Below are 25,793 nucleotides of genomic sequence, written 5' to 3'. Positions count from 1 at the left end.
ATTCTTCACCTCCCATTTTAGTTGCCTGGTTTGTTGATGCGTTCAACTGTTACTTTCATACCGTTCATGACAACCTTTTCTTGAAAAAGGTAGTGGGTTTTTATCTTGGCGTGATCAAGCTGGATGGTAGAGGACATTTGCTGAAATTGTTTTTGCCAGTCATTGCTCTGCTTTTCTTTTAGGGCAAGGTTGCCGAACTTGGCATCCGCATTAATAACAGAAGCATCTTGCTGCAGCCCTGAAATGTGAACTGGTTTTTTGGCAGTAATTTTTACACGGATCCATTTATCCCCGCTGATGTTGAAATCTTTGTAAAGCTGGAGGTTATTGATGGTCAGATCTTTAATCAGGTTTGTGCCTTGAGGTGTGGATTTTTCCTTGCTCGATTCACCCATCTTTGGATAGAACGTATAGCCCTTTCCTTCAAGATGGTCAAAAACAACGTAAAAGTCACCGATCCCTGCCATCGGAATGGCGTAAGCCGTACCCGAGATCCCCATAAAACTAAGGAGGGCAGTCAGTACAATCATTCCGGAACCAAAAGCTTTCCAGAAGACTTTCTTGTTGGTTCCTCCTTTTTTCATAGCAGGCTTTAACTGAACCGTTTTTTCATTCATCAACGTCACCTCTTTCATATTTATGAAAACGCTTTAATATACACTTACTTTACTTTTAGGACAGTAAACTGACAATTCCGATAAGTATCGTAATCATGTTTTTTCACCCGACAAATGTAGGGGTAAATAGGTCGTATATTGTAAAAATATTTCGAAAAATATGAAGTGTAAGATATTTTGGCAAAGTAGAGGGAGGAATTCGGATGGAAGAGCTTTTTTTAAATGGTATGGCTCTCCTGACAAAATATGGGGGAGACATCTTAACAAACTGGAAGCGGGTGAAAAGTGAACTGTCCACTCAGCAAGACGACCTCATCTCTGAATTTGACGGCATGATGACCTATTCATTTGAAGAACTGCTGAAGAAAAATGACTATGAACATATTAATCAGCTGATTCTTGCCATGCTATCCCAATGGAGAGATCAGTACTCCATGGATATAGATTACAGCCAGGTGATTTTTTTGCTATCCGCCATTGAAAATATGATTCATCATATTCTGGAGGAGCAGGAGAACCCGAGTATTATTGACCATCAATCGATTCAGTATATCTTCAATAAGCTGCTCGACCAGGTTCTGATTCCATTGACAACAGAAACGAGCGGACATAAATGGCTGGATACAATGATAACTTCCAACATTATTCCGCTTCACTGGGCTGCGCTTTTACGAATAGAAGATTTCGATTACAAAGTGATTGAACTGAGAAGTGTCGATTCTACGAAAGAAACGAAGTCTATTATTGAAATCTGTATGACGATGTCTGCCCATACAGCGGAACAGCTTTCTCTCGCTTTATGCCGTCTCATGAATCCGGGAGAGACGCAGCCAAGAGTCATTCCAATTTCGTTTGCAAAAGAGACCCTGCTGCTTTGTCTGAAATCAACAGACGCTTCCAGCATCTCTTCTCAAAGGATTGAGCTCATTTCCAATATGTACAAACGGCAGATCAAGATGAATACACTGGAGAGCGAAAATGAATGGAAGGATGCTGCTCTCTTATATACTCTCAGGCTGCTCATGGCACAAACCTGTTCAGATACATTAAAAACAGTGGCTGATGGCTTTGTAGATTATCTATCCTATAAACGAAGCGCATTGTTTCTCTATTCACCTAAAGTGGAGAGTGCTATTTTTGCCGCTCATAAGAATTTGGGTAAGGATGTACAGAATATAAAGGTAGAATTCTCGGAAGTCTCATTTTTGAAAAAGTATCTGCAGAAAATTCTGCAGTCAAAGCCGGTTTACCTTGAAGAGGCAGCAGAGCATATTCCAAGGCGGCTGGCAGATGAATATCAGCTGGCTTCTCTTGTCGCCGTGCCGATCTTTACACCAAGAAAGGGAAGGCTGCTCGGACTGATTCTGTTAGATCAAGATGGAGAATGGTTTGAAGAGCCAAAACCAAATCAGCAGGCAATGCTCATGAAGTTTGGCCATTATGCAGGTGAAGCGCTCTATAAACAGTGGGGAAGCATTATCCAGCAGCTGGATGTGGGATCACCCTTGCTTACTCCGAGAGAAAAGGATGTATTGAAGCTTATGGCGCAGGGCGAAACGATCCAATGCGCTGCTGAACATCTTCATCTAAGCCCGTATACCGTCCGGGATTATGTAGCAGCCATCATTAAAAAATTAAAGGTGAAAAACCGGACAGAAGCCGTCGTAAAAGCCATCCGTCTGAATTTGATAGAATAAAAAATGGTGCCAGGCACCGCTTTTTGACATGTGTCAAAAGCCGGTGCCTGGCACCAAAACGTTAATCCTTTTTCTCTAAAGCGGACTTCAAGGCGTCGGCAAGGCTGTTCCCCATTGGAGCTTCTTCTTGTTTCGTATACTTTTTCATCAGTTGGCGTTCTTCACGCTTCGTAACCGTTTTTTTTCCGGTCCTCAGCTTTTTCCACGACGTTGCATGGACGGCATTGGAAGTAAGTTCCTGCTTTACCGTTGTGGATCTCCATCTTTTTATGGCATTGCGGACAGCGGCGGTTGGACAGCTTCGGATCCTTTCGCTTCCTGAATCCGCATTCCCTGCTGGAGCAGACGAGCATTTTTCCGTCACGCCCCTTGACCTCTTTCATCAGTTCTCCGCATTCAGGACATTTGGAGCCGGTGAGGTTATGCGCTTTGTACGTTTGCTTGCTGCCTTTAATCTCCTGTACAAGCTGTTTTGTCTGCTTGCGGATATTATCAAGAAAGGCTTTCGGATTTCCTTTTCCTCGTGCAATGTCTTCTAGTTCTTTCTCCCACTTTGCTGTCAGTTCAGGAGATTTTAATTCACTGTTGACCAATTCAATCAACTGTTTTCCTTTTGGAGTAGGATGAAGGCGGTTGTTCTGGCGGTCGATGGCCTCTGTGCTCAAAAGGCGTTCAATGATATCGGCGCGGGTAGCCGGCGTTCCAAGGCCGAACTTCTCCATGCGGGCCAGCAAGTCTGCTTCATTGAAACGGGCAGGCGGCTCCGTCAGTTTCTTCTGCAGGCGGGAATCCTTTACACTGAATTCCTGTCCAGTTTTAACTGCACCGAGCTGCTTCGTATCAGAACTGTCTTCATCTTTTCCTGTAACTTTCTTAAATCCGGCATCTACAATTTTGGTTTCTCTGGCAGAGAACATTTCGCCTTTTACATCAATGACTGCATGAATGGTCTCCGTCTGATAAGGTCCGTAAAATAAAGCAAGAAAGCGGCGGACGATGATATCGTACAGCTTTCGTTCATCATTGGAAAGGTCGCCAAGATGAGGAGTTTCATCTGTTGGTATAATGGCGTGGTGATCCGATACCTTACTGTTGTTAAAGACCTTCTTCGCGGCCACTCTGCCTTTATTCCTTAACGCAGGCTGAACCTCATCCCGATAGGCAGAGGAGAGAGCCTGCAGCCGATCGTTCATCGTCTGCTCCATATCGGCAGTTAAATATTTGGAATCTGTTCGTGGATAGGTCACGAGCTTGTAGCGCTCATACAGGTTCTGCAGCACACTTGACGTTTTTTTCGCTGAGAATCCGAAGCGCCGGTTGGCGTCACGCTGAAGTTCTGTCAGGTCATAGGGCATTGGCTGCTGTTCAGACTTTGCCTTCGTTTGAACAGATGCGACAGTACCTTTCTCATTTTTGACCAGCTCAACGACCTTTTCAGCTTTGGAGCGGTCAAAAATTCTTCGTTCCCCATTATTCTCCCAAGCCGCATCAAGCGGTCCAATCTTGGCATCGATTGTAAAATACTCCTTTGGAACAAAAGCTTTGATCTCCGCTTCCCTATCTAAAATCATGGAGAGGGCAGGGGTCTGAACACGCCCTGCTGACAGCTGTTCGTTGTATTTAGTAGTCAGCGCTCGTGTTACATTCAATCCAATGAGCCAGTCAGCTTCTGAGCGGCATACGGCAGACTGATACAAAAAGTCATACTCTTTGGCAGGTTTTAAATTGCGAAACCCATCCTTGATCGCCCTATCTGTCTGTGATGAGATCCAAAGGCGCTTCACCGGTTTCTTCCAGCGGAGTTTTTCCAGAATCCAGCGGGCGACAAGCTCACCTTCACGCCCGGCATCCGTGGCGATAATAAATTCCCCAACATCTTTTCGTCTGGCCAGGTGTTCGATTCCTTTAAATTGGTGGCTTACCTGGCGAATAAGCTTTAGGCCCATTTCATTAGGAATGATAGGCAGATCTTCCATTCGCCATGTTTTATATTCTTTGTTATAGTCCTCAGGCATCTTCAGCTCTACCAGATGGCCAAGCGCCCAAGTGACAATGTACTTTGGTCCTTCTATATATTGTTTTGTTTGCTGACTGCAGCCAAGTACACGGGCCAGGTCTCTGGCTACACTCGGCTTTTCGGCAAGAACTATGGATTTCATGTAATGAAAAGCTCCTTTCTCGTTCAGGCAGTTTGATTGAACTGCGTCCTTTATCAGTATAGCCGAAAGCAGGTTTCTTCGAAAATGTTTTGAAGCCTGGTAAAGAATACTTTGTATTTTCCGATATAGAGAGTAGCTAAAATAAAGAGGTGCATCTAATGAAAATACGAAACAAGTTATTCATTCTAATCGGGACGGCCATTTTTGCCCTGATTGTAGCTGGAGGTTTTTCATACTTCCATAGCTACAGTCAGGAACAGATGAGCGGGGAACTGCAAGACAAACAGGATCTGCAGACATCTTTAAAAGATCTGCAGTTTTACATTGCTGGCTACTCCAACGATGAGCGGGCGTATTTGCTGACCGGCGACAAAAAATACACAGCTGAAATGGCAGACAAAAAGAAGAGCATTGTGAGCCTTGCCAAACCGCTTCTGCCGCTGCTGGATGAAAAAATCCGCAAAAAATCGGAAGCGGGTCTAACCGGTTATTTTAATTCCAGTGAACGAACAATAAAAGCGTATGACGGCGGCGGAAAAGAACTTGCGATGACGGTTCACTTTGGCGATGAACGGAACATTCGCAAAGAAGTACTAAATCCGGTCATTGAAGGCTTGGATAAAAAGCTTGAAAAAGAAATTGCCACTGCAAAAGCAGACAACAAAAAAGCCATGATGATTCAAAATACAGTGTTCTCAGGTCTATTGCTTTTGCTGATGATCGGAAGCGTAATCTTCGGCACCCTGATTGTCCGTTCTATTATTCGTCCCATTCATCTTCTTAATCGTAATCTAAAAGAGATTGCAGAGGGAGAAGGGGATCTGACCAGACGAATCCAGTTAGATACGAAAGACGAACTCGGAGTCCTCGCCGGCACATTTGATCAATTTACAGAAAGTTTGCAGTCCATGATTTTACGAATCTCGGAAACAACCTCGCAAGTAGCAGCTTCATCACAGCAGCTGACAGCAAGCGCGGAGCAAAATAGCCATGCGGCAGGGCACATTGCACAAAGCATTCAGCAAGTCGCAACAGGCGCAGATATCCAGATGGAGAAATCAGCTGGCAGTGCAGAAATGATTGAGGAAACTGTTCAGCAGCTGGACGTTATTTCTGCGAATGCCTCCCATGCGGGTGAACTGACAGGCACCGCTTCTGGACAGGCTGAAGAAGGAAAAAAATACGTAAGCCGAACTGTAGAACAAATGAAACAAATCGAAGAATCGGTAAACATTACCCATGAGGGAATCGATGAACTAAGAGGACGGTCACAATCCATTGGAGACATCGTATCCATTATTACCGATATCTCGAATCAAACGAATCTTCTTGCTCTGAATGCATCCATTGAGGCTGCACGGGCGGGTGAAAGCGGAAGAGGGTTTGCTGTGGTCGCCGAGGAAGTAAGAAAGCTTGCCGAGCAATCCGGCCAATCGGCTCAAGAAATCAAGAGTCTTATTGAACAGATTCAGCATGAAACTGGGGCTTCAAGCCAGTCAATCGAGAACGTAAAAGAAAATGTTTCAGTGGGATTAACGGTTGTCCAGGAAACAGAAAAACAATTCCATCTGATACAAGAGTCCGTCATGGATGTTAATGAAAAAATCATGGGAATTTCGGGCGCGATCCAGCTGCTGGCAAATGGTTCTAGCTCTATTTCACAATCAGCCGATGAGATGGCGGCAAGCGCCAAAGAATCTTCAGAAAGCGCACAAAGCATCGCGGCTTCGACGGAAGAGCAGCTTGCTTCCATGGAAGAAATAACAGCTTCTGCACAGTCATTATCCTATATGGCAGAAGAGCTTCAGGGTATGATCTCGAAGTTTAAAATATGAACGAAGCAATTAAAAAGGGACCCCTGAGGGTCCCTTTTTTAGATTGATGTTACTTGTATTTAATATCGGACGCCAGCCGGTTTTGTTTACGTTTTTTCATCTTTTTTTTAAATGAAAATCAGTTTGTCAGCATAAGGTATAGAAAGTATGAAAAACGGGGGAAGGAAGATGATTCATCTGGATGAAGGAACGGTGCTTGCGAACGGGGTAAACATGCCTTGGGTCGGGCTGGGCACCTGCAAGCTTCGGCACCCGCAAGCGGTTGAACGAGCGGTGCATGCCGCTCTTGATGCCGGGTACAGGAGCATAGATACGGCTGCAATCTATCAAAACGAAACAGAAATTGGAAACGCTTTACAAAAAAGTTCAGTCTCAAGAGAACTTCTTTTTATTACAACAAAACTATGGAATGCGTCCCACGGATACAATAATACGCTTGCAGCCTTTGATGAGAGCCGGCGAAAACTTGGTGTGGATTATATTGATCTCTACATGATTCATTGGCCGGTTAAAGGGCAGATCAAGGAAACGTGGAGAGCGCTCGAGATCCTATACAACCGTGGAGATGTAAGAGCAATTGGCGTATCCAATTTTAGTGTATCAGATTTGGAAGAGTTGATCAGGCATTGCGAGATTAAGCCTCAGGTCAACCAGGTAGAGTATCATCCGAGGCTCTCTCAGAAAAAGTTGATGCATTTCTGCCATCAAAACAATATTCAAGTGGAAGCATGGAGCCCGTTGATGCAGGGAGAGATTCTGTATGAGAGCCTTATCCTGCAGATTGCAGAGAAACACGGGAAAACTCCGGCTCAGGTAGTATTGAGGTGGGCGCTTCAAAACGGAATTCCTGTCATTCCTAAATCAGCGACACCTCACCGCATACGTCAAAATATTGATGTTTTTGATTTTGAACTGCCGATTGAAGATATGGTGAACATTCACTTTTTGAATGAAAACAGGAGAATCGGACCTGATTCCGGCCTATATTTTTATGACTGACCATACAAACATCCAGTGATTTATTGCTGGGTGTTTTTTGCTTTTTCTCATGAAGGATGGACGTGATTTTGAATAGAATTCCGCTGACAGGGTATCCAAAACTATAAATAACCAAACGAAAGCCACTTAAAGATTAAGTTAGGCTTTAACTGGGTAATGTAGAAATAAGAGGTGAATGACAGCATGGAATCAATAACAGATTGGTTAAAAGACATACTATTATTCTTAGGCGGATTCTTGAACGTTAGTATCTTACTCATTATCATCATTGTCATTTTAGTGGTACGTTCAGCAAGACGCAATAAAAGGAATAAAAACCACAAAGATTATCTCGATGATTAATCGAAAAAAAGATAAGGCTGGTTCTGTTGAAGAACCGGCCTTTTTAATGGATTTTCTAGCTCCAACCATATATGATGAAAAGACTGATCATGTAATATGGGGGAGGCAAAATGAAAGAAGTTAATCAGCTTGAAAAAGCAACGTTTGCCGGAGGCTGTTTCTGGTGCATGGTAAAGCCATTTGATGAACTGCCGGGCATCCACGGCATCATTTCAGGGTATACTGGAGGCCATGTTGAGAATCCGGCATATGAAGAAATCAAAAAAGGTACCACCGGCCATTATGAAGCGGTTGAGATCACCTTCGATCCCGTTCTATTTCCTTATCAAAAGCTATTGGACATTTACTGGCCTCAAATCGATCCAACCGATGACGGTGGACAATTTTTTGACAGAGGAAGCCAATACAAAACCGCAATTTTTTTCCATAATGAAGAACAGCGGGAACTAGCCGAGCGCTCAAAACAAGAAGTGGCCAGCAGCGGCCGTTTCAACAAGCCAATTGTAACGGAGATTCTGCCGGCTTCAGCATTTTATTCAGCAGAAGACTATCATCAGGGTTTCTACAAGAAAAACCCTGAGAAATATAAGCAGGAACGCATAGATTCCGGAAGAGACACCTTTATTGAAGAAAACTGGACAAAGAAAGACAGCTGATAGACAGCTGTCTTTTTTTATTTGTTTGCGATATCCCTGAATCGTAAATGGTCTCTCCGTTAATCAGCGTCTTTTCAACAGTGCTCCGCGCATCGAACGGATCTCCGCTCCAAACCACTACGTCGGCATCCTTGCCAGGTTCAAGAGAACCGACCCTCTCATCGACACCCAAATGTTTTGCGGCATTGATTGTAATAGCCTTCAAGGGGTTTCCTCGCTTAAGCCGTGTTTCACCGCGGCAATAGCGCTTAAAATAAGGCTGTCGATAGCCCCGACATAAGGAGTTACCGGGTCGCTCGTTACATTACTGAATGTCGGGCCAATCGATAATAGCGGAGATGTGATGTCTGGCATGCCGATTATCGATGGAGGACCAGCTGCCATTTTTTCGACTCTTCCCGTCAGAAAATTTGCAAAAATTTTAAATAAAAGAGGTATTCCTGCAGAACTATCGAATACTGCAGGTGCCTACCTTTGTAATAATGTCATGTACAGTATGCTGCATCACTTGGAAAAATCAAATCTCGATATACCTGCTGGCTTCATTCATGTTCCTCCGTCCTATGAGCTTGCTGTGAACGACCGGTCCATTTCCGGATGGCCTAAGGAAACACTGCTGAACGCTATTGAAGTCGTGATTGATTCACTGGATAAAAAAATAACGGGAGATGAGCAGAAGTGGAAAAATTATATGACCGATTAAAAGAATTGTATCCAGAAATGGTGAAGATCCGCCGGCATCTGCATGAAAATCCGGAGCTTTCGTTTGAAGAAGTAAAAACACCGAAATATATCGCAGCCTATCATGAAGCGTTGGGACACGAAGTACGCAGAAATGTCGGGGGAAGAGGAGTCGTTGCTGTGCTTCGCGGCGGCAAGCCTGGCAAAACGGTAGCTCTTCGTGCGGATTTTGATGCACTGCCGATTCAAGAAGAAAATGATGTGGAATACAAATCGAAAGTCGATGGTGTCATGCATGCCTGCGGACATGATGGTCATACTGCCACATTGCTTGTCCTGGCTAAAGTGCTGAACAGCCTGAAGGATGAGCTCGAAGGAACGATCGTTTTTATACATCAGCATGCGGAAGAACTTGCTCCTGGAGGGGCGATTGCCATGATTGAGGATGGTTGCCTGGATGGCGTAGACGTTATTTTTGGCACCCATCTCTGGGCGGTTGCACCGTTCGGCTGCATTGAACACCGGATAGGTCCTTTTATGGCAGCGGCCGATAAGTTTGATATTGTTATCCAAGGAAAAGGAGGCCACGGTGCACAGCCTCACCTTACAAAAGATGCGGTGGTAATAGGTTCACAGCTTGTTATGAACTTGCAGCAGCTTGTCAGCCGCCGGGTCAATCCGCTGGAGGCAGCCGTCCTGTCAGTTGGCGCTTTTGAAGCGATCAACGCCTTTAACGTTATTGCGGATACAGCTAAAATTACAGGCACTGTCCGTACGTTTAAAGAAGATGTCAGGGCATTGATGGAGCGGGAAATTGAACGAGTTGTGAAAGGAACGTGCATGTCTGCTGATGCGGGCTATAGCCTGTCCTACAAGCGCGGATATCCACCAGTCGTCAACCATAAAGAAGAAACTGATTTTATAGCAAGGATTGCAAAGGATGTTCCTGGCGTTACAAAGGTTGTTGAAGGTGAGCCGCAAATGGGCGGCGAGGACTTCGCCTATTATCTGGAGCATGTGAAGGGAACGTTCTTCTATACAGGTGCACAGGATGAAAGCAAGAGTGAAACGTACCCTCATCATCACCCGAAATTTAACATTGATGAAAGAGCCATGCTCGTCGCGGCCAATACATTGGGAGCTGCATCATTGACCTTTTTGAAGGAAGCAGCAAAGAAAGAAGAGGCTGCTGTAACAAAATAGAAAGAGAACGAGAGCTGGTTCCGCACAGGCAAAAACGACAAGCCGGACCAGCTTTTTAAATGTTTAGGCGACACCTCTTCGTTTAGACAATTTTTGCAAGTGTGCCCCAAAAATAAAGGGAATACTTTTATATTACAAGAATGAGAAAAGAGACCATTTCTTATCCTTGGAAGGAGAAAATACTAATGGAAAAGTATGAGCAAAAGAAGATTACTGACTTTATCATCCTGCACAGAGAAGATTTTCAAAATAAGCTGTTATCCGAGGCTGTAGAAGTCGCAGCGAAAATAAATGATATTTTACAATCAGGAAATATTGATCTATTGAAAAACGCTGAGAAGCTGGTAACGTATGTCGTGGAAAGGAAAGAAACTGAACTTACTTCCTTTGCTCAGCAAGAGGGGGTGGCTTGGGCAAAGCATTCTTTAACCCTTACTCTTAAACTGGAGTGGGTACATGCAATTAGAAGGACGCTGTGGCACTATCTGTTTGAATATGATCAACAGAACACATTTGGACTCAGCATTTCAGACTATAGAGAAACGTTTTTTCAGATGGAGAAGCGGATCAATGACGGCATCGATAAATTTCTTAATAGTTTTTTCATAAGCTATTCGGCTTATAAAGATGAATTAATCAACGCTCAGCGAAAAATGGTTGAGCATTTATCGGTTCCTATTATACCGATCAATCCTCATATAGCGGTTCTTCCTTTAATCGGGGTTATTGATGTATACCGTGTGCATACCATTGAAGAAAAAGTATTAACGGACATTTCGAATTTAAAAATACGAACGTTAATTATGGATCTATCAGCCATTACAGATATGGATATTGATGTGATCCACCATTTTCAAAGAGTACTGAGCGGCGTTTCATTGATGGGATGTGAGGCGGTCATTACGGGTCTTCGTGCGGAACTCGTCAGGAAAATGATTCATTTGGATGTTTCGTTTGATGAGCACGCGGCAACTAAAGGTACGCTTCAGCAAACGTTAGCCGAATATTTTAAAGACGGTCTGCATTCATAAATTATTTCTAGTAGGGGGTATCACATTGAAAAAAACAATATCCAGGCTGCCGATGCCTGCTGGTCTAAGAATAGAACTTTCCAGAGCAGCCGGGCTGGATAGCGAAACACTGTTTCGCGCACTGAAAGAAAAAGATGTGAAATCCTTACGGCCAGCGGGAGAAAACTTGGATTGGGAGTACATGTTTTCGTATGCTGAACAGCATGAAGAGGAAGTAAAAGCAGCGATCTATCATGGCTACGAATTTAAATTCCTGACGATCAATGGATTGAGGAACTATTTGAAGATACGCTTTGGTTTCAAGGCTGGCCATGGATTTGATGTCAGTGAAGAAGGAGTTGTTTCACTGAAAATCAATGCGGAAGATGTAAAAGAACTGGAGGGCGCACTGCCAGGTCACTGGAATCTTTCAACGCTGGATGTGCCAGAAGAAAAAGATGGCCGAAGAAAGATTCAGATCAAGCCAGCCGCTCTTGAGCAAAACAAAGCAGCAGGAAGCTAAAGAACAGTTGTAACTTAATGAAAAAATAGGGTAGCGGCAGAATATCATGTTCTGCCGCTTTTTGTTGTTTTTGGTGCCAGGCACTGCGATTACACAAGTGTCAAAAGCCGGTGCCTGGCACCAATAAAATAAATTTACATATACTGTATTTACAAACGTAACAGTGTTATGTTACATTGATATCAGAAGAGAAAGGAGCCGGTAACTTGATCAATGAACTGATATCAAAAAAAGACCTGTTGGATTTGGCTGGAATTTCTTATGGACAGCTGTACCGCTGGAAAAGGAAAAACCTCATTCCTGAAGAGTGGTTTGTGCGTAAATCAACGTTTACAGGGCAAGAAACATTTTTCCCGAAGGATAAAGTGCTGGAACGGATCGACAAGATTCAATCGATGAAGGAAACGCTTTCGCTCGATGAACTTGCTGAACGGTTCTCACCTTCCGTAAAAACGGAAACCAAAATCACTAAAGAAGAACTGCTGCAGCGAAACATTGTTTCGAAAGCGGCCCTTGATCTGTATTTGAATGAAAATGGAAATATCGAGCAGTTTCAGTTTGATGAACTGCTGGAAGTGTTTATCTTAGATAAGCTGCTGACTTCCGGATACATCAGTCTCGACGAAGGAAAGATGCTCCTTCAAGTCCTAAAGGAAGCCCGAGGTTCACTCAGCAAGAGCAGATATGAACTTTTGTTTATCCGAAAGCTTGGCGTTACTTCATGCCTGCTGCTGTCAGGAGCAGAAAGTATAATGGTTGACCAGGGATCAAAAGTGACAGTTAGGCTTTCCGTAACGAGCTGTGTAGAAGAGCTAAAAACAAATTTGTAATGGAGGATGATTATGCAAAGCGGGATCAAAGGAAATCTCACCATCAATGGATACGGATCATCGAATGGCGGACATTTCGAGCAGGTCAAACTGAATGGCAGAGGCATAGTGAACGGCAGTATTGAATGTGTCCGGTTTGAGTGCAATGGGTCGGGAACTGTACATGGTCATTTGAAAATGCAAGATGCAAAAATCAGTGGAAGCGGAAAAGTTAAAGGCGCAGTGGAGGGAAACGATTTTGCCATTGAAGGGCACGGCTCGGTGTCCGATAGCGTCAGCCTAACCAACAAAATGAAATTATCAGGTTCAGGAAAAATTGGGGGCAGCCTTAAAGCCGATGAAATCAAGATCAATGGAAAAGCAACAATTGCAAACGATTGTGAAGCTGAAACCTTTAAAGCGGACGGCCAGTTTACCATCGGAGGCCTCTTGAGTGCGGATCATATTGATATCAGACTTTATGGTGATAGCTCTGTAACCGAAATGGGTGGCCAGTCCATTAAAGTAAAAGGAAAAAAGGGGCGTTTCTTTCATCTTTTCAAAGCCTTTTTCCCTGTCAAGCTGACAGTAAAACTAATTGAAGGCGATGACCTTGAGCTTGAAAGCACAAAGGCGGATGTCGTTCGGGGGAACAATGTTACGATCGGCCCTGATTGCGAAATTGATTTGGTTGAATACCAAGGGACACTCCATCAGGATGATAACGCAAAGGTAAGAGAAATCAAAAAAATATAGCCACAAACGGAAGGAGGATTACAATGGCGAAAGCAAATAACCTTATGATGAACGGTACAGGAGGCGCATCGGGAGGCTTGTACAATAAAGTGAAAATTATGGGAGAGGGAACCATTACTGACGATTTTGAATGTGCCCTTTTTAAAACATACGGATCGAGTGAGGTGTCCGGGAACGCCAAAGCGGAGGTTTTTGAAATTTTTGGCGAGACCGAAGTAAAAAAGAATTTGGACGCGCGAAACATGAAAGTACTTGGAACGCTTTCAATCGGAGAATCAGCAAAGATCGAAAACACAAAGATCCTAGGAACAGTGGAGGTTGCCGGAAGATTTACCGGGGATAAGGTGGACCTCAAGGGTAGTATAATTGTTAAAGGGGATCTTGAAGCGGAGGAATTTGTATCAAGCGGCCTTTTTGAGGTTTCGGGCCTGCTGAATGCAGATGTTATTGACGTCAAGCTGAGGTACAGCACGAGCCATGTTCAAGAGATGGGCGGAGAAACAATTCGTGTCCAAAAGAAAGGCGCCTTCCTGCCTTTCATGAAAAATGAAGGATATCTTGAAGCCAAGACCATTGAAGGTGATGATATCTTTCTGGAAAATACAACGGCTGATGTGGTGCGGGGGAAATTCGTACGGATCGGTTCTGGCTGTGAAATTGGATTGGTTGAGTACTATGAAGAGTTTAAGGCTCTATCTGGATCGTCGGTTAAAGAACACCGGAAAATAGATTAAGAGGATAAAAATTTGAAGGCAGTCGCCAGGAGGAATTTATATGAATGAAACTGCTTCTCCGTCAAAAGCGGGTATGGGAACCCTTGAAAAGGCAGCGATAAAAGAAGTTTCGTTTAGAGGCGCAACACTCAAAAATGTGTCTTTCATTTCGAGGATTACCTTGTCTAAGAAATATTACCGTGCTATTAAATCCATCTGTTCTGATGGTGCAATGAAGGATAAACTGACCTATGCAGCGCTAAAAGGCAAGGAAGCAGATTTATCAAAGGGTACTGTTAGATAAGGAGGAGAAGAATATGCCAAACAAGTCCATTCAGGTAAAAGGTTTGCAAAAGTCCTTCAAGAAGCTTCAGGTCCTAAAGGGTGTAGATTTTGAGGTGGAAAAGGGAGATATTTTTGCTCTGCTTGGCTCCAACGGTGCAGGTAAGACAACGATTGTCAAAATCCTCACCACGCTGCTGAAACCGGATGGAGGGACTGCCTTCGTAAACGGATTCGAGGTTGTGTCAAAGGACGATGAAGTGCGGCAGTCAATCAGCCTGACCGGGCAATTCGCCGCTGTGGATGAGGTTTTGACAGGGCGGGAAAATCTGATCATGATTGCCAAACTGAGGCACCTTAAACATCCACGCCAAGCAGCGGATGAGCTGCTAAAACGGTTCAGTTTGCTGGAGGCCGCTGATCGCAGGACGTCTACTTATTCAGGCGGCATGCGCCGCAGGCTCGATATCGCCATGAGCCTTGTGGGAAAACCGCAGATTATTTTCCTCGACGAACCGACTACCGGACTGGACCCCGAGGGGCGCATCGAGGTTTGGAAGATAGTCAAAGAACTTGCTGAGAGCGGTACGACTGTATTCTTGACCACTCAGTATTTGGAGGAGGCTGAACAGCTTGCAGATAGAATTGCCATTTTGCATGAGGGCAGGATTATTGCCAGCGGTACGCTCCAGGAACTGAAAAAGCTGTTCCCGCCCGCAAAAGTGGAATATGTGGAAAAACAGCCTTCATTGGAAGAGATCTTCCTCGCAATTATCAATAAAAAGGAGGAAAAGTAAAAATGAATACACATTTTTTCAGCGACATGGGTGTTATGCTTGGACGTTCCATGCGCCATATTTTGCGAAGTATGGACACCATCATTACGGTCAGCATCACGCCGATTGCATTATTGCTGCTGTTCGTCTATGTGTTTGGTGGTGCAATCCAAACCGGTACGGATAATTATGTGAACTACCTGATGCCCGGCATATTGCTGATAGCGATTGCGAGTGGTATATCTTATACGGCTTACCGCCTGTTTTTAGATAAGCAAAGGGGCATATTTGAGAGGTTCCACTCCATGCCGATTGCACGTTCCACCGTGTTGTGGGGGCACGTGCTAACCTCGCTGGTATCCAATGCCATTTCTGTAGTCGTAATCATTCTCGTAGCGCTCATTATGGGCTTTCGATCATCGGCCGGGGTGCTGTCATGGCTCGCTGTAGCCGGTATACTCGCGCTGTTTACGCTCACCCTGACCTGGATCGCGGCGATTGCCGGACTGTCCGCAAAATCGGTGGACGGTGTAAGCGCCTTTTCCTATCCTCTAATCTTCATGCCGTTTATCAGTTCAGCGTTTGTACCAACCGAGTCGATGCCGTCGGCAGTTCGCGCCTTTGCCGAAAATCAGCCGGTAACCTCTATAGTGGAATCCATTCGTGCGTTGTTGTCAAGTCAGCCAGTGGGTAATGATATATGGATTGCTCTTGCTTGGTGCGTTGGAATTATGATTGTGGCTTATGTCTTTGCAATGAGGGCGTACAATAAGCGGGTATGAAGAATGTAATGGAAAAATAGTTTAGCAGAGGTACAGCTACAGTGAAATGATATAAAAAATAAAATACTAGCACTCATTTCAGAGGTCTTAACAGGGCAGAATTATCAATCGCAATAAAGGCACCACACAAGGAATGGTTCAGGAAGCACATTCGGCGGCATATAACAATAAGGCCGGGTTTTATAAGGGATTGGAAAAATTAAAACGTGTATAGGGAGAATTAAAATGAGTCAAAAAAAGGAGCAGGTTAGGATTTGTAGTAGCGGGACTGCTGCTTGCCATCCTGATGGCATCGATGGATAATACCAACGCATCATGCATACCCATGTATATTAATAACTGTCTGATAACTTACCCATAAGCCATACACCCACCCTGTTATATAACCCTATCCTATATAGCCTTAGTGCTACCGTTCACATCACACACTGTACATCACACACTGTACATCACACATCGCTATCATTAACCATTGCATCATCATCATCACCACATCATTATCATTAACCATTGCATCACCACAGTTGAACAATAAATAAATTATATTTAAATAACACTTATCATTAACAAACTAGTCTGAACATCCAGTCAACGGGTAGGGATAGCTTTAAAATGGAGGTCTTTTCCACACTCGGTATCAGTGTATATAATATTTTCATTTTCTAAATCGGGGTTTAGAATTATTTTTCTCCAAATATAAATTGCCCGAATTCCTCTTGTCATTAAACTTTACATAAAGCTTAGGTAACCCTGAGTTACCCTAACTCATTACATCACCGTTAACATGAACCCATTCAATAAAAAAGACAAAGACTGTCCTACGGGCTATTTTCTTTTCCTTTATTTACAATTAAAGTAATAATATGGTAATATGTAGGGGCAAGTAGCAAGAAGCGGGTTCTGCCTTTGGCGGTAATCCAACCCCTTCTAAAGGGTGATTCAAATGGGAATCAAGTTTTCATTCGAGATTTCAAGTAAGGTGGACTGGATGCTAGTGATAGCACTCATAGACCTTGCGGTAAATTTGCTTAGCCTGTAATGGGCTAGGCTTTTTTACTTTTTTATCAGTTTTAGACACTTCAAAAAAATAGGGTGCTGAAATCCGAAAATTTTTCCTGAAAATAAACTTACCGAAACTAATAATAAAATAGGCATAAAATCCTACCCTAAAAAATAATTTTAGTGTAAAAGTTTCAAGAAAATATATTCCAATAATATTTCATTCGTGTTACAATTCGCTTTGGTGATAAAATTAAATAAAAGGGAGATTTTAGGGATAATGGCAAAAAAGGAAAAAGTTAAGAAACCTATTTTTAAAAGGGTCTGGTTCTGGGTGTTAGTAATCTTTGTCGTAATCATCGCTGCTAATATGGGTGGAGGAGATGATACTGCTTCAACAACTGACACTGGTAAAACCGAGACTGCAAGTGCTTCACCTTCCAGTGAAAAGGTTACTGCTGATGCACCTAAAAAGGAAGAAGCTAAAGCTGAACCAAAGAAAGAGGTTAAGAAGGAAGAACCTAAAAAACCTGAAATGACCTTATCACAAGAGAATGCAATTCAATCAGCTAAGGATTATATTGGCACTATGGCTTTCTCTAAAACTGGACTTATTAAGCAATTAGAGTTTGACAAGTTTTCAAATGCTGATGCAACTTTTGCGATAAATCACATTGAAGTAAACTGGAATGAACAAGCCGCAAAATCAGCAAAAGAATATCTCGACACTACTTCATTTTCAAGAAGTGGCTTAATTCAACAATTAAAGTTTGACGGATATACAACTGAACAAGCGACTTACGGTGTTGATAAAGTAGGTCTATAAATAATAAGGAGTCCTTCGGGGCTTCTTTTTTTATGTCCAGAAGAGGGGTGGGTTGCGGTGTCTAACTGTATGACAATTGTAGCCATAAGCCATACACCCACCCTGTTATATAACCCTATCCTATATAGCCTTAGTGCTACCGTTCACACCTCTCATTCCGTATAGATTCCGATATAAAGGATAAGCTTTAAGAGTTGACGGAAGCCTTCTGCAAGGAGTTTGGAACAATGTATCACAGACACAGCTTTAATTACACGTGTACATAATAATTTAAGGGGAAAAGCCTTGATATATAAGGGTTTATGGTTGCAGTTATAAGAAACCTTGGATAACACGATTGTTGTTACTGCGATGGGAACGATCGTGGGTGATCTGGGCGGCCTTGAAAGCTTTGTCTGGGTTGTCTCTGCTTACATGGTAGCTGAAATGGCAGGAATGCCGATCTTCGGGAAGCTGTCGGATATGTACGGCAGAAAACGATTCTTTATTTTTGGACTGATCCTGTTTATGGCAGGTTCCTCACTATGCGGAACGGCCGACAGCATTCTTCAGCTCGGCATCTACCGGGCGATTCAGGGGATTGGCGGAGGAGCTTTGATTACGATAGCGTTTACCATTGTTTTTGATATCTTTCCTCCAGAAAAGCGAGGAAAGATGGGCGGACTGTTTGGAGCGGTCTTCGGGCTTTCCAGCATTTTCGGTCCCCTTTTGGGAGCTTATATCACCGATAACATCAGCTGGCATTGGGTTTTCTACATTAACCTGCCGCTCGGAATCCTTGCGTTAGTATTCGTTGGCTTATTCTACAAAGAATCACACGTTCATACGAAGCAAAAAATTGACTGGCTCGGAGCTGTTACGCTGATTGGAGCAGTTGTTTGCCTTATGTTTGCGCTGGAGCTCGGCGGTCAGAAGTTTGATTGGGACTCTTGGCAGATCATCAGTCTGTTTGCCGGCTTTACTATCCTGTTCCTGCTGTTCCTGGGGGTGAACGAAAAGCGGAAGAACCGATCATCTCCTTTAAAATGTTTCAGAACCGCTTGTTTGCGGGGTGCACTGTTGTCGCGTTCTTTTATGGTGCTACTTTCATGGCTGCTACCGTTTATATTCCTATTTTTGTTCATGACGTGTACGGTGGAACAGCGACCAACTCAGGGCTGTTCCTGCTGCCGATGATGCTGGGTTCTGTGGTTACAGCACAGGTCGGAGGTTTCCTTACTTCTAAAATGAGTTATCGCAGCATCATGTTCCTTTCATGATTGCTGGATTTGCTTTATTGAGCACGATCACGCCGGATACAAGCAGACTGGTACTAACGCTGTACATGATCGTCGTCGGTCTTGGAGTAGGAGTCTCCTTCTCGGTTCTCAGCATGGCCGCTATCCATAATTTCGGCATGCATCAGAGGGGATCCGCTACATCAACGAGCAACTTTATCCGTTCACTCGGCATGACGCTCGGAATTACCATCTTCGGTACGATTCAGAGGAGGGACCTGGCATCACTGCTCAAGGAAACATTTAAAGGAATGGGAGGAACGATGCCGGGCAGCGGAGCAGGCGATGCCCGTCAGATTCTTTCTGAACAGGCGAGGGCGGCGATTCCGGCGCCAATACTGGAAAAGATCACTGCCGCCTTGTCCGACTCCATCGTCCATACCTTCATGTGGGCACTCATTCCGGCAGCGGTTGCCTTCCTGTTTGTCTTCCTCATGAGCAAGGAACGAATGACGGTGCCAGGCACCGTCATTACACAAGTGTCAAAAGAAGGTGCCTGACACCCGAAATAAAAAAACGCGATGCCAAACTATTCGGCACCGCGTTTTCGCGTTTTTTACGTTCTTTTATTCTTTTCTCAGCTCCGGCGGGACACGCCCGTCGCTCGGTTCGCTTCCTTCTTCTGTGTTATGTACTGTCCAGGCTATTAATGTGGCACTGTCGCGGCCATGATGAGTTTCAACGGTCTGCAGAAGCCGCTGTACACCTTCCTCCACCATGCTGTCATCAGCAAACTGACGATACACCTTCTCCGCATCCTCAAATCCTGCATCAGGGCACTCAACCATCCCATCAGTAGCAAGAAGCAGTACGGTTTTTCCTTTGCGAAGCTCACGCACACCTGAGCTGTAACTAGGAACAGGCAATTCAAACGTATTTTCCTTCCCGACCCACTCATAAAAGTTCCGCTGATTCAATTGATACTGCTTAAAGTCCGCAAGTTCAGGATGGCACAGATAGAGCACGCAATCGCCGATTGAAAACCACCACACATAATTCTCTTTGCGGAACGCGATCAGGCAGGCGGTTTCACCTTTTACCCTTTGGCACTTCGCGCGAAATTCAGCGCTCTTAAACAACGAAACTATGCGTGACTCCACCTCTGTAAAACAATCAGGTGCCTGAAGTCTGACCGCTTCAAGCAACCGCTCTTTTTCAGCTTCCAGCTCTTCAACGACAAGCTGGGCACTCTCTGCACTATAATGGGCATCCAGGATGACGGCAAACTCCCAATCTCCCTTTTCGCAAGCCCATACCAGGCATCCGTCTTCATTCTTATTGGCACCGGAAAGAGAGTTTCCACCATATCTTCCGACCGTGATATGATGAAGGGAAGAGATATCAGGCTGATCAATATAAGTATGAGAGCTGCCGACCCAGTTTATTTCATTCATTAACTTTTTCATAATCCATCCATCTCCATATGTGCTCTCAGCCTCTCGCACACCGCATCGACTTCTTCTCCGGTGCCGTACTGAGCGTTCTCCCAGTCTAATACTTCCCATGGTCCCCAGTACTCTTCAGGTGTGCCGGGATAGCGGGGAGTAAGATGCATGTGAAGATGAGGAACACCATGTCCGGAAACACGGGCGTAAATGTGTTCGGCTCCTTCGCTTTTTTTGAGGGCTTTGCTTATCCTTGCCATGGCCATCCCAAAAGACTTTGCTTCTTCCAGGTTCATATCAGCCAATGTAGGCACATGGCGCTTTAAATCAATCATGACATAGCCGAGATAAGCCGGGTTGCAGCCTTTATCGATATGTCCGATGTATACATAATCATCTTCGAAAATCATTTTTCCGGCTGTGTTTATCGTACCTTCGTGCTTGTTGCATATAAAACAGGAATCACTCATACAGGACAGCCCCCTTTTTAGATTTTTTTCAAATTATATACGATATCAGTTGATTAAGGAATAGTTTTCCAAATAATAGAGGAGGAATCATTATGGCTAAAAGATGGGCGCTCTCATGGAGTGGAGGAAAGGATGCGTGCATGGTGCTTGATCAGCTTGTGAAACAAGGAGAAGAAGTGGCATGTCTAATGACGACCCTTCCGAAAGAAATCGGCCGAACGTTTGGACATGGAGAGAGAACAGAACTCATTCAGGCCCAGGCTGATGCACTCAGCATTCCGCTTGAATGGATTCCGTGTTCTTTCGAGTCATACACAGCTAATTTTATATCAGAGCTAAAATCCTTCAAACAAAAATACAAATTGGATGGAGTGGCTTTCGGTGACCTGTATTTGGATGAACACAGACAATGGGGCGAAAACGTTGCCGAACAAACGGGTCTCGAAGCCGTTTACCCGCTATGGATGAAAAAAGAAGAAGCACCTTCAGCATTAAAAAATTTCGTTGAGTCTGAATATAAAGCGAAAATTATTAGAGTATCCAACGCGCATCTTGAAGAGAAGTGGCTGGGAAGAGAAATAGACGCTTCGTTCTTAAACGATATTCAAGAAACCGGCATCTGTCCGATGGGGGAGGCGGGCGAATACCACAGTTACGTATACAGTGGACCGCTGTTTCGCCGTGCCATTCCCGTAACATCGGGTGAAATCGTAGAACTCGAAACAACAAAGCGAATGGAGCTCTCATTGCAATCAGCAGCAATCAATAGGGAGTGAGCCAGCCTGGAAAGGATAATGGCGGCCATGGCGGAAACGGATAGGAGATGGAGTAGGAGTAAGGAGATGGGTAGGGTGAATAGTACGGTGGTGAATAATGCGGAAATGAATAAGGAGAAGAAAGGGATAATGGCACGGGAGGATGAGGAGCCGTCGTGAAAGGCACCGCAGGAACAGCAGGGACCCCTGGTACAGCCGGCACAGCTACGGCAACTCGCCCGCATAAATCAAGTATTCTCCCATGATCAAGCCATCCGCAATGATGGTGCTGATCATCAAAAAGAGGAAGCATATGAACCCTCCTGTCATTTAAACGTCACACTAAATTATTCAAGGGTTTGAAGAAAGTGAACAGAGAGAAAAGGAGAACTGAGACCAGTTCTCCTTTATTTATATCGTTTTCACTTCACGATTGTTTTCTGGCTGCAGAAAGCTTATTTCATCAATGATTTCTACTGCAGACCTGAAGCTCTCGTCGATCTGAAGCAGTCTTCTTATCAGTCTGTGGACTTCCGGAGACAATGTAAGCTCTTCCTCCCAGCTTTTTTCTTTCTTTGTATCAGGTTCATAATTCGAATAGAGCAGAAACAGGAGAAAGTGGCCAAGAGCATAAAAGTCACTTTCGACAGATACCTCTCGCATCAGATTATTAACTGTCTTGCGCTGATTATGGTGTTCTTGTTTTCTGTAAAGCCTGCAAGCAAGACCGAAATCGATAATGTGCAGTTTTCCATGGTCCGAAATAATATTGGGAATACGGAGATCCCGATGAACGATTCCTTTTTCATGGAAGGAACTGATAATGATCAGCACCTCTTTCAAAACGGCAAGAGCTTCCACCTCCGTATAGCGAATGCCCTCTTCAAAAATTAAATCCTCAAACGTTTTTCCGGAAACATAATCCATAACAATGAACCGGCCCCGTTTATCCTGCCCTGCTTGATGAACAGAAGGGATGGAAGGACATTTTAGCTGCTTATGAATTCTCGTCTCCCGATTAAATAATTGCCGGCCAGCTTTTGTCCAAGCCTTTGTTTTCCTCAGCTGCTTAACCGCCACTGTTTTTCCGGAATCCTTATCTAAAGCTGTATACGTTATTCCGTAGCTCCCCATGCCTAGCATTTTATTGATTCGATAACGGTCAAATAGGATAGTGCCCGGCTTAAGCGGCCGGTCTAGGATCAGCCGATACAGATCCTTTGCCCAATGAAACATCATGGATATCAGCTGCTGAAGAAGCCGCTTTTTCTGCGTTTTCCTTTGTAATAAGAATGACCATGGCTTTTTCCGTAATGTTTTTTCGCATGGTCGCTGCTGCTGAACTTCTTATATGAATGTTTATGATAATCACTGCTGCTGTATCGTTTGTGGCTTCCGCCAAGTAATGATTTCAATAATTTTTTTAACATGAAAAATCAACTCCTTTCCTAACTATACGGATCTACTTCAGTTTAGTTTCATTTTTGTCCAAATTTGCTGTGGGCTAATCCATAGAAATTACGTAAAGAAACTGCAACAAAAAGATTTTCTGCCGATATTAGAATAGTATTTTACTTGTTGTAGAAAGTGAGCAAACCAAGTTGTCTATTAAGCTAAGAACACTAGTCGCACTAACAATTGCTATTTTGATTTTTATTTTGTCGGGAATTTTAAGCATCACCATCAGCAAGAGGTCAGGAGCTGATATTAAAAAGGAAATTGGAGTAACGCTGTCACAGAACGCCTATCAGATGGCTGATAAGCTGGATTACTTTATGTGGTCGCGTTATGGTGAGATTAAAGTGCTGAGTGAACTCGATCAGCTTAAAGAACAGAAGCACCCGGAAAGCATTGAAAAAATGCTAAATCGTCTGCATGACAGCATTCCCTCGTTTTCATGGATTGGTCTGACCGATAAAAAAGGAAATGTCATCGCATCCACACAAGGAATTTTAAAAGGTAAAAACATTGAGGAACGCCCTGTATTCCAGCGAGCGAAAAAGGCACCTTTCATAGGAGATGTCCATGATGCGGTTCTTCTGGCAAAGCTGCTTCCTAATCCGTCCGGTGAGCCGATGCAGTTCGTGGATATCAGCACACCTGTATATGGGAAAAACGGCGATTTCAAAGGGGTTTTGGCCGCACACCTGAGCTGGGAGTGGTCAAAAGAGATCCGGGATACTGTATTGCAGCCCATGAAAAGTGAGAGGGGCAGTACTGAAATTTTCATTGTCAGCGCCAAACAGAACACGATCCTTCTCGGTCCAAAGCATTTGCTTGGAAAACCATTGCATCTTAAAAGTGTAAAACAGGCACAGCAAAAGAAAAATCATTGGAACCTTGAAAGATGGCCGGATGGAAAAACTTATTTAACCGGTTATGCATTGGGACAGGGTCATTTGGACTATCAAGGCCTCGGTTGGGCTATCATTGTCAGGCAGTCGGAAGATGCTGCATTTATTCCTGCAAAAAACCTCCAGTCCTTTATCTTGTTTTTTGGAGGTATTTGTTCAGTGCTGTTCGCAATTGCCGGCTGGCTGCTCGCAGGGAAAATTGCAGGTCCGCTGCAGCAAATTACAAACGCAGCCTATGAACTTCGTAAAGGAAATAAAGTAGAGATTCCGCAAGTGAGAGGGATAAAGGACATCGAGGTTCTTTCGTCTTCCCTTCGAAATCTTGTTGCTTCATTAAGTGAAACAGAATCAGAGCTTGGCAGAATGGAAGATCTGGCGCATAACGATGCATTGACTGGACTGCCGAACCGCCTCTCCCTTTATTTGCAGGTTGAACAGGCTATCCGGAGGGCAAGGGTGGTTGCTGACGGGTATTTCACTCTTCTGTTTATGGATTTAGATGGCTTTAAGTATGTCAATGATACATACGGCCATCATATTGGCGATGAACTTCTGAAGGAGGTAGGAAAACGGTTAAAACGGAGCCTGAGGAAAGGTGAGTATGTCGCCAGATTGGGAGGAGATGAATTTGTTCTTCTCATCGAATCTTCATCAGGTGAACCGATTGAGGAAGGGAAGCGGATCGGGAGCAGGACTATCAGTGTGCTTAATGAACGTTTTATGTTCAATGGAAACAGTTTAACAATCGGCTGCAGCATTGGCGGTGCAGTTTGGCCCATGAACGGTGAAGATATTGAAGATGTGATGAAGCTGGCGGATCAGGCGTTATATCTTTCAAAAAAATCAGGTAAAAACCAAGTTAATTTTATCGATCTTCCATCAATACAAGCCGTGCAATAAGAAAAGAAAATGTACTGAAAAGAAACAGATGTTATAATATGGAAAAAGAGGAGGGGTTTCATGACATCTGCGTATATCTTTTTCGGAGCTATTGCCATTCTGTATTTTATCATTATGATTCCTATTCAATATTCCTATATTTCCGGGATGAAAGAGCGAAGCCGAAACACTTCGTTAAGCCAGCAGGAAATGTATGATCAAATGCCAGTACAGGAAGAGCAGCTTCATTATCATGTGCAGGGCAACCTTTTTAATCTGCCGTCTGCTCTTGTCGCCAGCCTGATTTATAAATTGAAACATCGATAATGTTCTAAAAGCAGCGGTGCTTATTAAAAAGCGCTGCTGCTTTTCCTATGTCATTTAGTTGTTTTTTTAACGAATCGTTGATAATTTAAAAAGGAATGCGAATGAGGAGGATCAGCTTGAAGAATTTTAACATTACAATTCCAGCAGTCAATCATGAAGTCCGGGCGTTCCAGGCTGCTGCAGGGGATACAGAGGAAGTTATGGCATTGCTTGTCCGGACCGCACAATGGCTTCAGAGCAAAGGGTCCACGCAGTGGAATGAACTGCTTGAGGGCAAAGATGTTCATGGAATGGCTCAATCCATTTTAGACGGGGACGTGTTTGTTTTTAAAAATAAAGAAAATAAAATGGTAGGGGCGGTCATGCTCCCTCAGAAGGCGAGTGCTTGGGATCTTGAGCTTTGGGGAGATGATCTTGAGGAAGCGATCTACCTTCACCGTCTGGCGATTGACCGAAACACCGCTGGAAAAAATTTGGGAGCGGATATCCTGGACTGGGTAACGAATGGCATTTCGTTTAACGGAAAATCCGTCATCCGCCTGGACTGCATTGCCACCAATGAAAGCTTAAACCGGTTATACAGCGGTGCTGGCTTTACGTTTCGCGGAACAAGTGAAAGCGGCTTTAACATCTATGACAAGCCGAAACAATAAAAGAAAAGCAAAAACGCCCGGCGAAGCA

Annotated in this window: 25 protein-coding genes and 4 pseudogenes; 21 read left to right on the top strand and 8 right to left on the bottom strand. The window is 44.0% G+C overall.

The annotated features are described in order from the left end of the window. Nucleotides 1–17: 17 nt before the first annotated feature. Nucleotides 18–617 carry a DUF6230 family protein gene (locus OKX00_RS17850; protein WP_265408282.1) on the bottom strand — a complete coding sequence of 200 codons (600 nt, stop codon included), beginning with the start codon at nt 615–617 and terminating at the stop codon, nt 18–20. 203 nt (nt 618–820) lie between these two features. On the opposite strand from OKX00_RS17850, the gene OKX00_RS17845 reads away from it, so the two are divergent. Next, the gene (locus OKX00_RS17845) at nt 821–2,314 is read left to right on the top strand and encodes a helix-turn-helix transcriptional regulator (protein ID WP_265408281.1); all 1,494 of its coding nucleotides are present in this window, start codon (nt 821–823) and stop codon (nt 2,312–2,314) included. A 61-nt stretch (nt 2,315–2,375) separates the two neighbouring features. Here OKX00_RS17845 and OKX00_RS17840 read toward each other — a convergent pair. Then, nucleotides 2,376–4,473: pseudogene (locus OKX00_RS17840) on the bottom strand (DNA topoisomerase 3). Nucleotides 4,474–4,631: 158 nt separating this feature from the next. On the opposite strand from OKX00_RS17840, the gene OKX00_RS17835 reads away from it, so the two are divergent. The 3 genes from OKX00_RS17835 to msrA all read left to right on the top strand — a co-directional run bounded on the left by OKX00_RS17835 (nt 4,632) and on the right by msrA (nt 8,305). Further along, nucleotides 4,632–6,308, top strand: coding sequence for a methyl-accepting chemotaxis protein (locus OKX00_RS17835; RefSeq protein WP_265408280.1), 1,677 nt, complete (start codon nt 4,632–4,634; stop codon nt 6,306–6,308). A 168-nt stretch (nt 6,309–6,476) separates the two neighbouring features. Further along, entirely contained in the window at nt 6,477–7,307 is an 831-nt protein-coding gene (locus tag OKX00_RS17830) for an aldo/keto reductase (RefSeq protein ID WP_265408279.1), read from the top strand. Between the two features lie 452 nt (nt 7,308–7,759). Further along, nucleotides 7,760–8,305 carry a peptide-methionine (S)-S-oxide reductase MsrA gene (msrA, locus tag OKX00_RS17825; protein WP_265408278.1) on the top strand — a complete coding sequence of 182 codons (546 nt, stop codon included), beginning with the start codon at nt 7,760–7,762 and terminating at the stop codon, nt 8,303–8,305. Here msrA and OKX00_RS17820 read toward each other — a convergent pair. Next, entirely contained in the window at nt 8,271–8,510 is a 240-nt protein-coding gene (locus OKX00_RS17820) for an amidohydrolase family protein (protein WP_265408277.1), read from the bottom strand. The genes msrA and OKX00_RS17820 overlap by 35 nt on opposite strands. A gap of 138 nt (nt 8,511–8,648) precedes the next feature. On the opposite strand from OKX00_RS17820, the gene OKX00_RS17815 reads away from it, so the two are divergent. The 13 genes and pseudogenes from OKX00_RS17815 to OKX00_RS17760 all read left to right on the top strand — a co-directional run bounded on the left by OKX00_RS17815 (nt 8,649) and on the right by OKX00_RS17760 (nt 19,442). Next, nucleotides 8,649–9,008, top strand: a complete 360-nt coding sequence (locus OKX00_RS17815; RefSeq protein WP_265408276.1) for a pyroglutamyl-peptidase I — start codon at nt 8,649–8,651, stop codon at nt 9,006–9,008. Continuing rightward, the gene (locus OKX00_RS17810; protein ID WP_322114328.1) at nt 8,984–10,189 is read left to right on the top strand and encodes a M20 family metallopeptidase; all 1,206 of its coding nucleotides are present in this window, start codon (nt 8,984–8,986) and stop codon (nt 10,187–10,189) included. The genes OKX00_RS17815 and OKX00_RS17810 overlap by 25 nt, the downstream gene beginning before the upstream one ends. Nucleotides 10,190–10,374: 185 nt before the next feature. Next, complete coding sequence (locus OKX00_RS17805; protein ID WP_265408275.1) at nt 10,375–11,220, top strand: STAS domain-containing protein; 846 nt, start codon at nt 10,375–10,377, stop codon at nt 11,218–11,220. Between the two features lie 25 nt (nt 11,221–11,245). Continuing rightward, a complete protein-coding gene (locus tag OKX00_RS17800; protein ID WP_265408274.1) occupies nt 11,246–11,722 on the top strand; it encodes a hypothetical protein in 477 nt (158 codons plus the stop codon). Between the two features lie 206 nt (nt 11,723–11,928). Continuing rightward, on the top strand, nt 11,929–12,552 hold the full coding sequence (locus tag OKX00_RS17795) for a YhbD family protein (RefSeq protein ID WP_265408273.1): 624 nt from the start codon (nt 11,929–11,931) through the stop codon (nt 12,550–12,552). Nucleotides 12,553–12,564: 12 nt separating this feature from the next. Then, nucleotides 12,565–13,287 (top strand): polymer-forming cytoskeletal protein, encoded by a 723-nt coding sequence (locus OKX00_RS17790; RefSeq protein WP_265408272.1) that lies wholly within the window; start codon nt 12,565–12,567, stop codon nt 13,285–13,287. Nucleotides 13,288–13,310: 23 nt separating this feature from the next. Beyond that, on the top strand, nt 13,311–14,021 hold the full coding sequence (locus OKX00_RS17785) for a bactofilin family protein (protein ID WP_265408271.1): 711 nt from the start codon (nt 13,311–13,313) through the stop codon (nt 14,019–14,021). Nucleotides 14,022–14,106: 85 nt separating this feature from the next. Then, nucleotides 14,107–14,304, top strand: a pseudogene (locus OKX00_RS17780) (pentapeptide repeat-containing protein); the annotation flags it as partial. A 13-nt stretch (nt 14,305–14,317) separates the two neighbouring features. Beyond that, on the top strand, nt 14,318–15,079 hold the full coding sequence (locus tag OKX00_RS17775; RefSeq protein ID WP_265408269.1) for an ABC transporter ATP-binding protein: 762 nt from the start codon (nt 14,318–14,320) through the stop codon (nt 15,077–15,079). 2 nt (nt 15,080–15,081) lie between these two features. Next, on the top strand, nt 15,082–15,840 hold the full coding sequence (locus OKX00_RS17770) for an ABC transporter permease (protein ID WP_265408268.1): 759 nt from the start codon (nt 15,082–15,084) through the stop codon (nt 15,838–15,840). 229 nt (nt 15,841–16,069) lie between these two features. After that, a pseudogene (locus tag OKX00_RS23400) lies at nt 16,070–16,147 on the top strand (multidrug MFS transporter); the annotation flags it as partial. A 972-nt stretch (nt 16,148–17,119) separates the two neighbouring features. Then, complete coding sequence (locus OKX00_RS17765; RefSeq protein WP_265408267.1) at nt 17,120–17,665, top strand: Ltp family lipoprotein; 546 nt, start codon at nt 17,120–17,122, stop codon at nt 17,663–17,665. Nucleotides 17,666–18,016: 351 nt separating this feature from the next. After that, a pseudogene (locus OKX00_RS17760) lies at nt 18,017–19,442 on the top strand (MDR family MFS transporter). 66 nt (nt 19,443–19,508) lie between these two features. Here OKX00_RS17760 and OKX00_RS17755 read toward each other — a convergent pair. Both OKX00_RS17755 and OKX00_RS17750 read right to left on the bottom strand, forming a co-directional pair. Continuing rightward, the gene (locus OKX00_RS17755; protein ID WP_265408266.1) at nt 19,509–20,348 is read right to left on the bottom strand and encodes a PP2C family serine/threonine-protein phosphatase; all 840 of its coding nucleotides are present in this window, start codon (nt 20,346–20,348) and stop codon (nt 19,509–19,511) included. Continuing rightward, on the bottom strand, nt 20,345–20,797 hold the full coding sequence (locus OKX00_RS17750) for an HIT family protein (protein ID WP_265408265.1): 453 nt from the start codon (nt 20,795–20,797) through the stop codon (nt 20,345–20,347). Before OKX00_RS17750 ends, OKX00_RS17755 begins: the two co-directional genes overlap by 4 nt. 92 nt (nt 20,798–20,889) lie before the next feature. On the opposite strand from OKX00_RS17750, the gene OKX00_RS17745 reads away from it, so the two are divergent. After that, a complete protein-coding gene (locus tag OKX00_RS17745) occupies nt 20,890–21,573 on the top strand; it encodes a Dph6-related ATP pyrophosphatase (RefSeq protein ID WP_265408264.1) in 684 nt (227 codons plus the stop codon). Here the strand turns inward: OKX00_RS17745 and OKX00_RS17740 are convergent. The 3 genes from OKX00_RS17740 to OKX00_RS17730 all read right to left on the bottom strand — a co-directional run bounded on the left by OKX00_RS17740 (nt 21,560) and on the right by OKX00_RS17730 (nt 22,982). Beyond that, nucleotides 21,560–21,865 carry a hypothetical protein gene (locus OKX00_RS17740; protein WP_265408263.1) on the bottom strand — a complete coding sequence of 102 codons (306 nt, stop codon included), beginning with the start codon at nt 21,863–21,865 and terminating at the stop codon, nt 21,560–21,562. The genes OKX00_RS17745 and OKX00_RS17740 overlap by 14 nt on opposite strands. A gap of 98 nt (nt 21,866–21,963) precedes the next feature. Then, nucleotides 21,964–22,791: a serine/threonine protein kinase gene (locus OKX00_RS17735; protein WP_265408262.1), complete on the bottom strand. Its 828-nt coding sequence runs from the start codon at nt 22,789–22,791 to the stop codon at nt 21,964–21,966. A 5-nt stretch (nt 22,792–22,796) separates the two neighbouring features. After that, a complete protein-coding gene (locus OKX00_RS17730) occupies nt 22,797–22,982 on the bottom strand; it encodes a hypothetical protein (RefSeq protein WP_265408261.1) in 186 nt (61 codons plus the stop codon). Between the two features lie 171 nt (nt 22,983–23,153). Between OKX00_RS17730 and OKX00_RS17725 the strand changes: the two genes are divergently transcribed. From OKX00_RS17725 to OKX00_RS17715, 3 genes are all read left to right on the top strand, one after another. Then, the gene (locus OKX00_RS17725; protein WP_265408260.1) at nt 23,154–24,806 is read left to right on the top strand and encodes a sensor domain-containing diguanylate cyclase; all 1,653 of its coding nucleotides are present in this window, start codon (nt 23,154–23,156) and stop codon (nt 24,804–24,806) included. A gap of 60 nt (nt 24,807–24,866) precedes the next feature. Then, on the top strand, nt 24,867–25,112 hold the full coding sequence (locus OKX00_RS17720) for a DUF3949 domain-containing protein (RefSeq protein ID WP_053355338.1): 246 nt from the start codon (nt 24,867–24,869) through the stop codon (nt 25,110–25,112). Nucleotides 25,113–25,228: 116 nt separating this feature from the next. Beyond that, nucleotides 25,229–25,765 (top strand): N-acetyltransferase, encoded by a 537-nt coding sequence (locus OKX00_RS17715; protein WP_265408258.1) that lies wholly within the window; start codon nt 25,229–25,231, stop codon nt 25,763–25,765. Nucleotides 25,766–25,793 lie beyond the last annotated feature (28 nt).

The organism is Fictibacillus sp. KU28468, from assembly GCF_026153615.1.
GTDB lineage: Bacteria > Bacillota > Bacilli > Bacillales > Fictibacillaceae > Fictibacillus_C > Fictibacillus_C marinisediminis.
The sequence above is the reverse complement of the archived record's forward strand: the minus strand, read 5'-3'. Positions and strand labels throughout refer to the sequence as shown.